The sequence below is a fragment of the Sphingomonas sp. Sph1(2015) genome, from assembly GCF_001970915.1.
GTDB lineage: Bacteria > Pseudomonadota > Alphaproteobacteria > Sphingomonadales > Sphingomonadaceae > Sphingomonas > Sphingomonas parapaucimobilis.
The window spans coordinates 67395-80578 of sequence record NZ_MQUI01000014.1 but is presented as its reverse complement, the minus strand read 5'-3'; the positions used below and the strand labels follow the sequence as shown (position 1 = coordinate 80578).

The following is a 13184-nucleotide window of genomic DNA, read 5'->3' as shown; positions in this document are numbered from 1 at the left end:
CATACGAGTGCTCGTATGACCAGTCGTAGAACCGAGAACTTCCCGCACCGCTCGCACCCTCGTCAAAGGCGACAAGCATCCCGGCTACCGGCGCTACCGCAAGGTGGCCTGCTGACCACGCTTACTTCGAGCCGGAAGTCTTGATCCCAGATCCGGCCGCCCCATGCACGAGAGCGCTGGCCCGACCGCCGGTTTGTCGCGCGTCACCGCGAGCGCTTCGTATCAGGCGCTTGAACTAAGTCGTCGCAAGCCTTGCCTGACCTCACGCGGATGCTGAGGCTGTTGCGCTCCCTGCTCCAGACGGCAAAAACTCAGTCTCGACGCCGGCCTTGCCACGTCCAAGAAGGTTCAGAGCCGCGCAGGGGATGCTACGTGCCTGAAACTTGCGGCGCAGGAAGTCGGCTTGACCGAGGTCATGAGTGGACAGCAAGACCTGATAATCCTTTGCCTGAACAAGGTTGCCGATCATGTCGGCGAAAGCGGCGGCATGAATCGAATCGTTATGCTGCAATGGGTCATCGAGGATCAGGGCACGCCAGCGCGACCAAGGGTAAGTCAAGCTGGCTGCGCAGAGCATGCTTACCGACAGGGCAGCCATCTGGCCCTCAGAGTGGACGAGCATAGGGTCGATCTTGCGCGTCTCAGGCAGCTCGCCATCGCGCTTGGCGGTTTGCTTTACGGTTCGCTTGTTCACGTGGAGGTCGATGCCGATGCGAGGATCGCAGAGGATCGCTTGGTTAATCCTCTTTGTGAGCCGGTCCAGCGGCTCGATGTACTCCGCGTTGAACTCGCTTACTGCGGTTGCGATTGCCGTGCTGGCGCTGGCGGCGATTTCTTTGGCTCGTGCCGTTTGGTGAGCTGAGCGTTCGGCCTCCGAGCGCTTCTGCTCCACGGTTTCTCGGACCTGATCTCGAGTGCTGGTCGGCGCTAAGTCCGCGATGGCAGCAAGGCGGTCTAGGGCACTACGGTGCGACTGCTGCCGGCTCCAAGCATCGCGTCCCTCCCTGAACCGTCTTAGCGCGGATTCAGCCTCGGCTAGGCGCCCGCGTCCTCGGGCGAGCTGCGTCGTCGCGATTTCGACGCCTTCCTCACTGAAGTTGGCTTCGCTCCAGCCGGCCGCCCGCCAATTAGCGGCCAGCTCAGTCAGTGCCCCCCGCAGCCGGTCTCGCTCCTCGCTGGCTTGCGCAATGCGCGCGCTGAGGCCGGCCTCCGCCTGCTGCAGCGTCGCAAGTCGAAGCTCCTGCTCGGAAAGCGCCCTGCTCGCCGCGTCATAGGCCTGCTGCGCCTTCTCCTGATTGGCCGCAGTGTGGCCGCCTGCGTCTTGCATCTGTTCACGCGTCGGGATCGATTGTCCTGGATACAGATGCTCGGCACGTGTCTTCAGTGCCTCGTCGGCGAGGCGCTCAGCCGTCGTGGCGTCGGTGAGGCGCCGCGCAGCAGCTTCGTCGGCGCGACGTGCGGTGTCGCGCTGGCGAACTGCCGTTGCCTGGACACGGGCCGCCGCCTCCCCGGAGGAAAGTTTTTCGATCCACCGAACTCGCCTCGCAACGCTCGCTTCGTGAGCATCGATGGTCTTTCCGATAAGCGAGAGCTTCTCCTGCACCTCCAAAGTACCGGAATCGAGGTTCCAGCCCAAGCGCGTTAGAAGGGCGCGATTGGCTTCGGCTGCATCGCTGATCTCAGCCCTCAGGAGTTCGATCCTTTTCAAAGCATCCTCCTGCGCAGCTAAGGTGCTGGCAGTAGCGGCGAGTCTGTTCTCGGCCGCGAGGAGCACGTTCTGCTGCCCAGCCAACATTGGTGCGAGCCGCTGAGCGGCGGCGTCGATCCTCTCCTTGAGTTCAGCCGGGGATGCATAGTGAGCTGCGCAGGCAGGGCACTCGTGCGCCTCGTCTGGAAGGTGGATCGCGATGCTGTTGACCGCTGCTGACAGTTCGCCGACAGACCTTTGCATGGCTTGTAAGACCTGCCGGTGCTGATCGACTGTGGTGCTGGCCGATTCGAACGTGCTTCGCGTATTGGACAGCAGTATTTCGACTTGCGGGTTTGCTACTTCCAGCGCCCGCAACTCTTCCGGTCTGCTCTCGAGCGTTCTCCAGCGCTCAAGCCATCGCCGACCTTCTTCAATAGACGCGCGCTCGGATTGGAGGTTTGAGACGAGGTTACCTAGCTCGCGCCTCAGGCGTGCCACGATATCCGCATGCCTCTCGCTGCGTTGAAAATCGATTTCGGCCTGAGCAAAGGCGGATCGAGCGTTCGTAAGAGAGGCAGCTGCCATTTCGCGTTCGAGTCGTGCGGAGTCAAGCGACTGTCTGGCCAGTATGAGTTCGACGTGTTGACCGTGAACGGTCTTAGCGGCCGCTAGGGAGTCCTGTGCTGCTTCGAGTTCACTCCGGCGCTCAGCCGCCACCCGGCGGGCCTCCTCAGTGGCTCGTGTCGCGGCGCCGAGTTCGCGCTCCGCTTCGTCTGCTGATGCCCCGGCAGCGGCGATCGCCGCTTCATTTCGCTTATGCAGCGCCACCATTCGGCGCGCCTCCGCAATGTCGAACTCTCGCCCACGGATTCCCTCCGCAGCTTGATCGATCATGGATTGCAGTCCGCTGGCGTCCAGGGGTTCTTTAGGTCCGGGCGGCGCGGGTTGCGTGGAGATGTGGCCCCAAGCGTCACGTAGCATCAGGACGATGGCTCCGGAGAGTTCATAAGCCTCCCCGTCCGTCAGTGCGCCGGCAACCTGGGCGGAGGCCCAAGCTTCCTCCTCCTGATCGAGAAACATGCGCAGTTCGGCCGCGTCTCGCTCAAGTTCGGCCACCCGCTTGGCGAACGCGCGTGCCGGTATCGTATTACCAGGCCCATGAAGCGAAAGTCCGAACCTCTCGAGTTCGGCGCTCTGCGAAGCCTCCTTAAGGATGGCGAACCGTTCGCCCGGCGCGCGATGCGTGAGGCGCGATAGAGTCGATTGTCCGAGGAAGTGGGTCAGCAGGAGGTATCGGTTTAGCGCCGAGATCGGCTGCCGCCACTAGGGAACGCGGAGGTACTCGGGTATATCGGTCACGTCTCCCCTGAGGGTCGACTCAACAGCCTTGTCGGAAGCAAGCTGCCGCTCGAGGTGCTTGCCGTCCGAGAATTGGAGCGCTGAAAATGTCGGAGCGGGGCTCTTGCCCCAACGGCATAGATAATTCCCGTACTTTCGATAACCATCAGCGTCCCGAAAGTGATCGATCTCGTCCGTAAGTGCCCACTCGATTGCGTCGAACAGCGAGGACTTTCCTAATCCGTTGCTGCCATGCACGATGAGAACGCCAGGCTGAGGTGGCAGTTCGAATTCGAGCCGAGCGAAGCTCCGGAACTCTGAAAGTTCTATCTTCGTAAGATATAGTGCCGTCACTTGGCACCTCCTAGCGCATCGGCCAACCTCGTTACCATCGTATCGGGATCTCTCGTTGTGGCTTCGACGGTGTCGATCCACTGGGGAACGGAGCTCTCTGCCAACCCCGCCTCCGCGAGCAGCTTCGCCGCGAGACCCTGGTTCACGTCGAGACGGGCGTTCAGCTTCTCGTCTACGTCGGCCCATGGCGAGCCGAGGAACGTGCGGGCCCTGAACGCCTCGTACGAGTCATCGAGCGCACCTAAATCGGGGAGCCAGATCACCTTTCGGCAGACCTTCTCGTCGCGCTCTGCGAGGTCAATAACATTACGCCAGTCGGCGTCCGGCGTCGCTCCGATGGCGCAGAGGAAAATGTGGGCGTATATCACCTCGTCTCGTCCCATGTAGGAGCGCGCGATGACCATCTGGCTGTGTAGCAGCCGGAGTGTCGCCTGCATCTCTGCGGTGGTGCCGAGTGAAACGGGCGCAACGACGACGGGGTATGCCCCGAGACGGAGCCCGTACGCCTCGACTGGCAACGCGGCGGTGCTCGCATCAGGCCGCCCCCGGAAGCGCGGAGAGACAAACTCGGGCGCATCTACGCTGGACCAGCCGAGCTCGGCGGCGGAAACCAGTAGGCGGTCCTTCAGGTCGATAGCAGTCATTCCGATGCCCTTTTCGCCTCATCGTCTTGGCGTTGCCTCCAGCTAGCGAACTCGCGCACGACAGCTGCTTTCCAATCTGGAAGTGGACCACGGAGGCGGTCCTTCCACTTCCGGTCGGCTTGAATTATCGCTGGCCGGACCCGTCGCGCGGTCTTGATGCTATCCGCCGGATCGCCGCCGTCCATGATCGTCCCGAGAGGATCGTCGACCACGACGTCGCTCGCTGCGGATAGGATGAGCGCGTCCACGTCCCAGTCGTCCGGCATAGTCCTGACCGACAGGCTTTCGCTTCCGATAGCTTCGCATCCTGTCCCTAGCCCGACTGCCGAGGTGGCGAACCCGAGGTTTCCGGTCGCCGCCGAGCACGGATCAAGCGGCTCGCCGGCATGCGCCGCCGCCGTCATAATTAGAGCGTTTGTCATCCGCTGCAGCGAGGCATGGTCCCCGTCCCAAGGTCGAGCGACCTGCTGATCGACATTCGCGAGCCAGCGAAGGAAGTCGTGACGCACCTTTGGATGGGTCTCGAGCTTGGCCTTCCAGTCGAGCCAAGTGGATTGAACATGGCTCAAAATAGCCGGAGATATTGCGCCGATCGGAGTGGCTGCTCCCGAACTGATCGCCTCCTGCAACTTCTCATCGAGTAGGCGAAGAAGAGCGGCATCAACGTAGCTCTTTAGGTTTGGGTCACCGTAATCGACAACTGAACGAATCGACGATGGCGCCGGCGCTGCAGAAAACGGGCCGAAACTGCTCTCCCAAGCGGCACGCACATCCGCGCCGGTGCGGAGTTCGATGCGGCCGGCGCTGCAACGCGCGAGGCGAACGAGGTCGGCGCTGTCCGGGAGAACGGCGGGTCCGACATGAAGGTCGATCGTGTATCGCTCTGGCAGCCGCTCGCATTCGTCCGCGATGTCCGAAACTCTTCGGCACCCCCGTTCGATGACGATGTGAGCAGCAGGATCAAGCGCGACCTCGATAACGCGTCGGCTCTGCTCTGCCGCCGTCAGCAGTTGCTGCTTACTGGTGGTGCTGGCGAGCCGGGCAATCTTGAGGTTTTCGAACAAGTCATACGTGGCGTCGTCAAGCACGGGTGGTGTCCTGAACGCCTCCTCGTTCAGGACAAGACCTTCGACGTGATTCTTATACTCCGCTATCAGGCTACCGGCAGGCGCGTAGCGTGTCAGGGTGTCGGGACCGTGCCGAAAGATGGCGTGCTTGTAGGCCGTAGCATCGGGCGCTCCTGACAGCGTGGTGCCTGTTAGTATTATGCCGTCCGGAGTCTGACTGCACGCGCTGACAAAGCCGCTCGAGCGCGAGACCTCGACGCCCTCTAGCTGTTTGATCCCGGCCTTTGATGGTGCATTATCGGCGCAAGCCTGGAAGGATGCACTATGGGACAGGTTCTACACGGGAGCGCCCGGACGACAGAGGCAGTCCGTCGAGCGATACAACATAGTCAAGAGAGCCTGAGGGTTCTGGCCAAGCGCCACGGCATCAACCAGAAGACCGTCGCCAAGTGGAAAAAGCGTACGGCAGTCAAGGATTTGCCGACTGGCCCGAAGGATCCGCACTCGACGGTTCTGACCATCGAGGAAGAGGCGGTCATCGTCGCCTTTCGCCGCCACACGCTGTTGCCGCTGGATGACTGCCTTTACGCCCTACAGGCGACGATCCCGCATCTGACACGCTCGTCGTTGCACCGCTGCCTGCAACGTCACGGCATCAGCCGATTGCCCGAGGTCGCCGGGGACAAGACCCCGAAGCGCAAGTTCAAGACCTACCCGATCGGCTATTTTCACATCGATATCGCCGAGGTTCAGACAGCGGAGGGCAAGCTACGCCTGTTCGTCGCGATCGACCGGACGAGCAAGTTCGCCTTCGTCGAGTTGCACGAGCAGGCCGGCAAGATGATCGCCGCCCAGTTCCTGCGTAACCTGGTCGCGGCCGTTCCGTACACCATCCACACCGTGCTGACCGACAACGGCATCCAGTTCACCAACCGCGCCTGCGACAAATACGCCTTCCACCACATTTTCGATCGCGTCTGCGACGAAAACGGCATCGAGCATCGTCTGACCAAGGTGAAGCACCCGTGGACCAACGGGCAGGTGGAACGGATGAACCGGACGATCAAGGAAGCGACCGTCAAACGCTACCATTACGACAGTCATGACCAGCTTCAGCAGCACCTCGGCGACTTCGTCGACGCCTACAATTTCGGCCGCAGGCTCAAGACACTCAAAGGGCTCACGCCCTACGAGGCCATCTGCAAGACATGGCAAAACGAGCCAAATCGCTTCACATCAAACCCGCACCATCAAAGGCCGGGATCAAACATCTAGCCCGGCTGCTTCCAAGACTGCGAGAACCATGCACTGGTTAAGCTGGGAAGCCCTTCCGGCTGAAAAGAGCGGTCCATTCGAGTTGACGGTCACCAGCCTGTCCTTGCGCAGCCTGGGGCGCAACTCATCAAGCACGCCGTAGCTTTCAAGGACTGGCAGGACGTGAGTTCGGAGCCTATGTTCGACGTTCGACTTGAACGCCGCCCCCTGAAAGGCGGCCTCAGCGGCGTTGCGGAGCTGATCGTGAACCGCCCCGGGTTTTCCGGAGGCTCCCACTTGTGAGTAGAAGCATCGGAATGAGCAAGACGACGAACAAGTTTTCGCCTGAGGTCCGCGAACGCGCGGTCCGGATGGTAGGCGAGCACCGGGCGGATTACCGTTCTGAATGGGAGGCGATGGTATCGATCGCCAGCAAGATTGGCTGCACGGCGGAGACGCTGCGTCGCTGGTGTCGTGACGAGGCTAGCCGGCTTGCAGGACCAGCAGCGATGGCCGACGATGACCGTGCCCGGCTGAAGCTGCTCGAGCGGGAAGTGAAGGAACTTCGCCGGGCCAACGAGATCCTCAGAAAGGCATCGGCATATTTCGCTATGGCGGAGCTCGACCGCCCCGGGCGATGGCGGAGCTCGACCGCCCCGGGCGATGGCGGAGCTCGACCGCCACGGGCGATGACGAAGCCTGCCCTGAGCGTGTCGAGGGGGCGTTCATCGACGCGCATCGAGAGGAGTTGGGGATCGAGCCGATCTGCCGGGAACTGGCGGTCGCCCCCTCCTCGTATCATCAGCATGCCGCGCGCCTTGCCGACCCGGGCAGGCGTTCCGCTCGCGCCCGGCGGGACGACGAGCTGAAGGGGCACATCCGGCGCGTCCATGAGGCGAGTTTCGGCCTGTACGGGTCGCGCAAGAGCCTGCCCCGGCGAAGGGCGGGGTGTGGCGGCAACTTCTGCCCGAGGGCGTCACCATCGCCAAATGCACGGTCGAGCGGCTGATGAAGGCGATGGGGCTGGCCGGTGTCCGGCGCGGGAAATCCTGCATCACCACCGTTCCCGACCGCAAGGCACGGTGCCCGCTCGACAAGGTCAATCGGGAGTTCAGGATTCAGCGGCCGAACGCACTGTGGGGCGTGGATTTCAACCCGGCCTTCGCCGGGGCAGGCTCTACGTCCACAGCTGGGCGGGCTTCGTCTATGTGGCGTTCGTCATCGACGCGTTCGCGCGCCGGATCGTCGGCTGGAAGGTCAGCCGCAGCGCGACCGCGGGTTTCGTGCTGGATGCACTGGGGCAGGCCATCCATGCCCGGCGTCCCACGGAGAAGGACGCGCTCGTGCATCACTCGGACAGGGGCTCGCAATACCTCGCCATGAGCTACACCCAGCGCCTTGCCGAAGCCAGGCTGGTGCCATCGGTCGGCAGCGTCAGAGATTCCTACGACAATGCCCTGGCCGAGACCATCAACGGCCTGTTCAAGGCCGAGGTCATCTGGCGTCAGCGCTCCTGGCCCAGCCTCGCTGCCGTCGAAATGGCGGCGCTGCGGTGAGGGGACTGGTGCAACAATCATCGCCTCTTCGGTCCCATCGGATACGTAACCCCCGCCGAGGCCGACTACCATGCCTCACAAAAGAAACGCGATATGGCAGCATGACCCAAACCAAACTGCCTCCGGGAAACCCGGGACGCTTCAGGAATGGATGCTCTGTATGGCGCGGGATGAGGGCTGATGTTCGTCCCCCTGATGCGCTACAATATTTTTCGCAAGCCAAATGCGACCGTCCGCCCCACCGGGTTCAGATAGGCATTTTGATAGTTCAATGGCGTAGCGCCCAAGCCATCGCGCACGCTCTGGCGCGTGTCGAAGATGTTGGTCACGCCAAACGTCATTCGCGTACCCTTGAGCCAGGAGGGCGCCTTCGATCGCCCCAGATAGTCGGCGATGTTGGCGAAGAGCGCGAGGTTGATCGTCGCCAGATCGCCGAATTTCAGATCTCCGGTTGGCGTGCCGGATTCACGAATTGATGTTCCGCTCTGCCACGTCGCGGTGAATCGGGCCCCGAGGCCGCGCTTGAAGGCGCTGGCCTGGAACTCCACCTCGTGCCGGAGGCGACCGCCGCTGGCGTCCAGCGCACCCCCATCGAGCAGGTTCAGAACCGGCCCACCGGGGCGCAGCGATACCCGGTCCTCCAGCCGCCAGCTGTGTTGCAGCGACAGCATCAGCCGGCTCGTAAGGTTTTCGACCCGTCGGGCGGCAGGGCTCCCGGCCTCCACCGTCTCCAGGCGCGCGCCGGGCGGCAGGCGGCGCTTGGCCTCTTCAAGACTCGAGAACACGCGGACGTTGGCGTTCTGAAGACCGGGCGGCAACGGGCCGAGCGGCCGCATGAAGCTCAGGCCCCAGCGAATCTGCTGCTGGTTCGATCGCGCGAAGTTGATCGGCGTCGCGTCGATGCGCTGCAGACGACCCGTCGGGTCGCGGGTGAAGCGCTCCGGGAATGCATCCTCGACCTGCGGCAACGCGATGGGAAAGGCGGCGATCGGATCATCGATCCGCGTGCGGATGTAGTCGAGTGTGAATACCAGATCCGTCCTGGTCATGGGCTTGAACGTCGCGCCTGCGGTGAAGACGTGACGATCATCGGCGCGAAGCACCGGATTACCTCCGAAGCTGCGCGTTATATCGACCGTCTCCCCACGGCGCCCATCAAAGGTGCGAACGTTTGGCACGACGATCAGCGGTGCGCCAAGCTGCTCGACCGCCGGGGCTGATCGCGTATCGCTGACCGAGGCGAGTAGCGACAGCGCGGGCAGGGGCGTCCAGTGTAGGCCATAGCCCAGGGTCCATAGCGTGCCGACGTCCGACAGTCGTTCTGCGGCGACAGTCGCGTTGGCCGACAGCGTACCGATCGACGTGAGCGATGGCGTCGCGGCCCCTGCGATCGGCAGGTCGATGTTGGCCTGGAAGCTGGCGGTGTCGCGGCCCAGCGACCCGATCCGCGTCAACGCTCCGAGTTGGGATCGGCTGCTGACGTCGCGCGTCGTGATGCCCGATCGCAGGCTGAGCGACGCGGCCCCGGCCGGCAGGATGAAAGGGGATCCGTTGACCAGCAAGTCGGCATTGGCCGTCAGGGTGGCGAAGTGTGCCAGGTTCCGCGAAATGGCGGGAACGCCGGTGTCGGTTGTGCTGTCGTTCGTAGTGCGGTCGAGGTTGCCGGTCGCGGTCCATTGCCACTGGCCCAGCCGCCCGGCGATCGTCGTGCCGAGGTGCAGCGTCGCGCTGTCGACGTCGCGGTGCAGCGCGCCATCCGGTCCCACCCCGACCAGCGCCTTGGTCTTGCTCGTCTCGACCCGTCCGTTCAGCGTTGCTGCCACGTCGGCGATCGGATTGGCTGCGACGGTCGCATTCAGGGTGACGCGATGGGTCGCGGGCAACAGCGTGCGATAGTCGCCGAGCGTCGGATCACCGCTCGGCTGCCGCACGTCGCGCTCGCTCTCCAGCAGGGCGCTCGACCGGCTGAGATCGGCATCGAGCATCGTGCGCGTATCACCGCGGATGCGCAGATAACTGGCACCGCCCGCAGTCGTCGCCTGTCCTCCCGCGGTTGGCCCGGCGAGGCTCCCTTGGACGATCCGCGACGTGAAGCGTTCGAAGGCGACCACGTTCACCACCTTGCGATCGGCCGGATAGCCGTATTTCAGTGCGACCTCTTCAGGCAGAATCTCTGTCCGTTCGATCGCTTCGGTGGGAAGCCGGGCGATTTCGGCAAAGCTCGACACGCGGCGGCCGTTCAACAGGACGATCGGATCGACCGACGCATCATTGCGTCCGCTCGACACCTGCGCGCCGAGCGCTTGGATCAATTCGGACACCGTCGCCGTGCCATAAGATCGGATGTCCAAGGCCGATAGCGTGCGTTCGGGCTTGATATCGCCGATGACCGAACCACGCGGCGGCCGCCCGTTGACGACGATGTCGCCAGATGCGGTCGGCGGTCGCGTCGGGGGCGGTGCGTCCTTGTACTGCTCGCGCAGTCTCCGCTGGACATCCTCGGGTAGCGGCTGTCCGTCCGAGCCGTGGAATTGGATGGCGGACGGCGGGCTTGGGGGAGTAGTGGGTGGCGCTACCTGTGCTGCCGCGAGCAGGCCTATGCCGATGATCGTCGTCATCGCGTCACGACGTCCGCTTGGCCGCGAACGGCAGGGTTGCAAGGCCTGCGATATGCACATCGCCCGTCAGCGCCGCGCCCTCGGCATCGAGCGTCACGACAAAGGTCACTCGGGGTTCGGACTTCAGGCTGAACGTCGCGCAGCCTTCGGTCACGGACACCGCCTCAAGCGGCCGCCAGACCTGCGCCCTCGACGATTGGTAGCGCCCGGACCACCCTGTCGCATTGCGGGTCAGTTCGAACGTCCAGTCGGCCCCTGCGAATTCGCCGATCCAGCGTCCGGCGAGGTGATCGGCCAGTTGAGTCGATGTACATGCCGGGGCCGGTACGAGGGGCGCGGCGGGCAGGGCCGTGGCGAGAAGAATGGCGGCGATCATGAAGCTCTCCGGATTGAAGCCGGGTCAAGGAAAGCAGATCGAGGTAGCGGGACGATGCCGCGTTCGTGACGGTGCGTGATACGAAGATGCTACAATCCCGTGCTATCGCCTGATGCGATGCACAGCGCTGCCCTATCCCGAGACCGAATCGTCGTGGTGGACGACGACACCAGCATCCGCGATGCTTTGGGCGATTATCTCGGCGATCATGGTTACGCAGTTCGCACCGCCAGCGGTGCCGCTGGCTGCGATCGCTTGCTGGCCGAGGGACCGGCCGACCTGCTGGTTATCGATGTCATGATGCCAGGGGAGGACGGCTTGTCGCTGTGCCGTCGTCTGGCTCCGACAGGTACGCCGATCCTAATGCTGAGTGCGCTCGACGGCGTCACCGATCGCGTCGTCGGGCTGGAGGTCGGGGCATGGGATTATCTGGCCAAGCCGTTCGAGCCCCGCGAATTGCTGGCGCGAGTACGGGCATTGCTGCGGCGGCCGCGCACAGAGAATCCAGCGACACACGGCGATGCCGTCGCTTTCGCCGGCTGGTGGTTCAGTTCGGAAGAACGCCGCCTGCGCGATCCGCACGGTCGCCCGTTGCTGCTGAGCGAAGGCGAGCACGCTCTGTTGGCGGCTTTCGTGCGGCGCCCCGGACGCGTGCTCAGCCGGGACACGCTGCTGGACATCGCGCGGGGTATTGACGCTGCGTCCTATGATCGGGCGATCGACATCGCCGTCAGCCGGTTGCGTCGCAAGCTTGCGGAAGGTGACAGTGCCCCGCTGATCGAAACGGTCCGCGGGGCTGGTTATCGCTTTCTGCCCACAGTTCGACCGGCATGATGCGCAGCGTCTGGCGGCGGCCGAGCGCCCTGACCGCAATTGGTGGGTTCAGCGTCGCGATTGCCGTACTCAGCGTTGCGATTACCGCCAGCATCGTCCTGCTGATGCCCGATCCGCCCGCCGTGCGCATGACCGTCGCCGACGCCGTCGCGGCGCTGCGGGGTGCCAACGCCGGTCTGGCCCGTACGATCGGGAGTCCCCCGGGCGGGTCGCCGGCGGCACTGCTTCGGCCGGTTCTGGCGCAGGCGGTCGGCCGGCCGATTGCGGACGTGCGGGTCGTTTGGCTTGATCGGAGCGCGCGCCCGACCCGCAGCGGCGGCGTCGTCGTCTTCACGGCGCGTGGCAAGGGCGAGGCCGCCGGCAAGATGTTGTGGCCGGGCGGCACCCCGCCCAGCGGACCGGTCGTCATCCGCCGCCAGGGCGTGCTGCCCATGCGGATTGTTCCGAGAGGCATGACGGATTCGCTGATCGGCAAAGTCCTGCTCTCGTTGCCGCAACCCGCATTTGCTGCCAGCATGCGTCTGGCGGATGGCCGATGGCTGACCGTCGCACCGCAGTCGCCGACCTTTGGCGGGTGGCGGCTGAAGGTGCTGGTCGCGCTCGTTGCCAGCCTCGCGGTGCTGGCACCCCTCGTCTGGCTGTTCGCCCGACGCCTCACCCGACCGTTTCGCACATTGGCGTCGGCGATCGACCACGGCCGCGATCCGCCGCAAGCGCAAGGGCCGCGCGAATTGCAGGATGCCGCGCGCGCGATCCTTCACCTGCGCGCTCGCCTGTCCGCCGAAACCGATGAACGCATGCGCATGCTGACCGCTGTCGCACACGACCTGCGCACTCCGCTGACCAGCCTGAAGCTGCGGATCGAAGCGGTCCCGGAGCCGCAACGCGCCCGCATGGCCGCCGACGCCGACCGCATGGGCGCGATGATCGCCGATGTTCTTGATTACGCCCGCACCGCCAACGCACCGCGACACCCGGTGCAGGTCCGGACGATGGTGGCGGAGATTGTGGGAGACATGCCGACCGTACGTCTGATGGACGGACCGGAGGTCACCGTGATCGCAGTCGAGGCGGCCTTTCGGCGCGCGATCGAGAATCTCGTTCGGAACGCCGAGGACTATGCCGGCGGCAGCCGGGTTGAGGTTACCCACGAAGACGATATCGCCATCGTCCGCGTGGTCGACGCCGGTCCCGGCATACCACCCGCCGACCGTGCTCGATTGTTGCGCCCGTTCGAACGTGGCGACGCGTCACGCAGCCGAGACACCGGCGGCGTGGGACTGGGGCTCAGTATCGTGCAGACATTTGCTGATCTACATGGCGGGACATTGTCGTTGGACGAAGCGGAGGGCGGCGGGACAATCGCGACCTTGGCCGTCCCTGCGCTGGTCCAATAGAATGCCGGAGCAAAAGTTGGCAGCTTTGGCAATATACTGGGCTCGGCGGTCTATGC

The 13184-nt window shown here is 64.0% G+C and carries 9 protein-coding genes and 1 pseudogene; 4 read left to right on the top strand and 6 right to left on the bottom strand.

What is annotated here, in order from left to right:
• Positions 1-262: 262 nt before the first annotated feature.
• The 4 genes from BSZ14_RS08120 to BSZ14_RS08105 form a co-directional block, all read right to left on the bottom strand.
• On the bottom strand, positions 263-2806 hold the full coding sequence (locus BSZ14_RS08120; protein WP_076710532.1) for a hypothetical protein: 2544 nt from the start codon (positions 2804-2806) through the stop codon (positions 263-265).
• A gap of 207 nt (positions 2807-3013) precedes the next feature.
• The gene (locus tag BSZ14_RS20295; RefSeq protein ID WP_076710531.1) at positions 3014-3382 is read right to left on the bottom strand and encodes an AAA family ATPase; all 369 of its coding nucleotides are present in this window, start codon (positions 3380-3382) and stop codon (positions 3014-3016) included.
• On the bottom strand, positions 3379-4026 hold the full coding sequence (locus BSZ14_RS19620; RefSeq protein WP_076710530.1) for a hypothetical protein: 648 nt from the start codon (positions 4024-4026) through the stop codon (positions 3379-3381). Before BSZ14_RS19620 ends, BSZ14_RS20295 begins: the two co-directional genes overlap by 4 nt.
• Positions 4023-5114, bottom strand: a complete 1092-nt coding sequence (locus BSZ14_RS08105; RefSeq protein WP_076710529.1) for an ABC-three component system protein — start codon at positions 5112-5114, stop codon at positions 4023-4025. The genes BSZ14_RS19620 and BSZ14_RS08105 overlap by 4 nt, the downstream gene beginning before the upstream one ends.
• Positions 5115-5417: 303 nt before the next feature.
• Here BSZ14_RS08105 and BSZ14_RS08100 point away from each other — a divergent pair, with 303 nt between their 5' ends.
• Together BSZ14_RS08100 and BSZ14_RS18995 are read left to right on the top strand one after the other, a co-directional pair.
• Positions 5418-6368: an IS481 family transposase gene (locus tag BSZ14_RS08100; RefSeq protein ID WP_076710528.1), complete on the top strand. Its 951-nt coding sequence runs from the start codon at positions 5418-5420 to the stop codon at positions 6366-6368.
• Between the two features lie 296 nt (positions 6369-6664).
• A pseudogene (locus tag BSZ14_RS18995) lies at positions 6665-8008 on the top strand (IS3 family transposase).
• 95 nt (positions 8009-8103) lie between these two features.
• On the opposite strand, the gene BSZ14_RS08085 reads toward BSZ14_RS18995, so the two are convergent.
• Both BSZ14_RS08085 and BSZ14_RS08080 read right to left on the bottom strand, forming a co-directional pair.
• Positions 8104-10521, bottom strand: coding sequence for a TonB-dependent receptor (locus BSZ14_RS08085; protein WP_241823693.1), 2418 nt, complete (start codon positions 10519-10521; stop codon positions 8104-8106).
• Positions 10522-10525: 4 nt separating this feature from the next.
• Positions 10526-10897 carry a hypothetical protein gene (locus tag BSZ14_RS08080; protein ID WP_076710525.1) on the bottom strand — a complete coding sequence of 124 codons (372 nt, stop codon included), beginning with the start codon at positions 10895-10897 and terminating at the stop codon, positions 10526-10528.
• A 117-nt stretch (positions 10898-11014) separates the two neighbouring features.
• Here BSZ14_RS08080 and BSZ14_RS08075 point away from each other — a divergent pair, with 117 nt between their 5' ends.
• On the top strand, positions 11015-11731 hold the full coding sequence (locus tag BSZ14_RS08075; RefSeq protein WP_076710524.1) for a response regulator: 717 nt from the start codon (positions 11015-11017) through the stop codon (positions 11729-11731).
• Positions 11728-13128 (top strand): sensor histidine kinase, encoded by a 1401-nt coding sequence (locus BSZ14_RS08070; RefSeq protein WP_241823692.1) that lies wholly within the window; start codon positions 11728-11730, stop codon positions 13126-13128. Before BSZ14_RS08075 ends, BSZ14_RS08070 begins: the two co-directional genes overlap by 4 nt.
• Positions 13129-13184: the final 56 nt, after the last annotated feature.

Excerpts from the sequence above, each read along its gene's own strand:
- BSZ14_RS19620 (WP_076710530.1), bottom strand. The coding sequence starts at position 4,026 with ATGACTGCTATCGACCTGAAGGACCGCCTACTGGTTTCCGCCGCCGAG.
- BSZ14_RS08100 (WP_076710528.1), top strand. The coding sequence starts at position 5,418 with ATGGGACAGGTTCTACACGGGAGCGCCCGGACGACAGAGGCAGTCCGT.
- BSZ14_RS08085 (WP_241823693.1), bottom strand. The coding sequence starts at position 10,521 with ATGACGACGATCATCGGCATAGGCCTGCTCGCGGCAGCACAGGTAGCG.
- BSZ14_RS08080 (WP_076710525.1), bottom strand. The coding sequence starts at position 10,897 with ATGATCGCCGCCATTCTTCTCGCCACGGCCCTGCCCGCCGCGCCCCTC.
- BSZ14_RS08075 (WP_076710524.1), top strand. The coding sequence starts at position 11,015 with ATGCACAGCGCTGCCCTATCCCGAGACCGAATCGTCGTGGTGGACGAC.
- BSZ14_RS08070 (WP_241823692.1), top strand. The coding sequence starts at position 11,728 with ATGATGCGCAGCGTCTGGCGGCGGCCGAGCGCCCTGACCGCAATTGGT.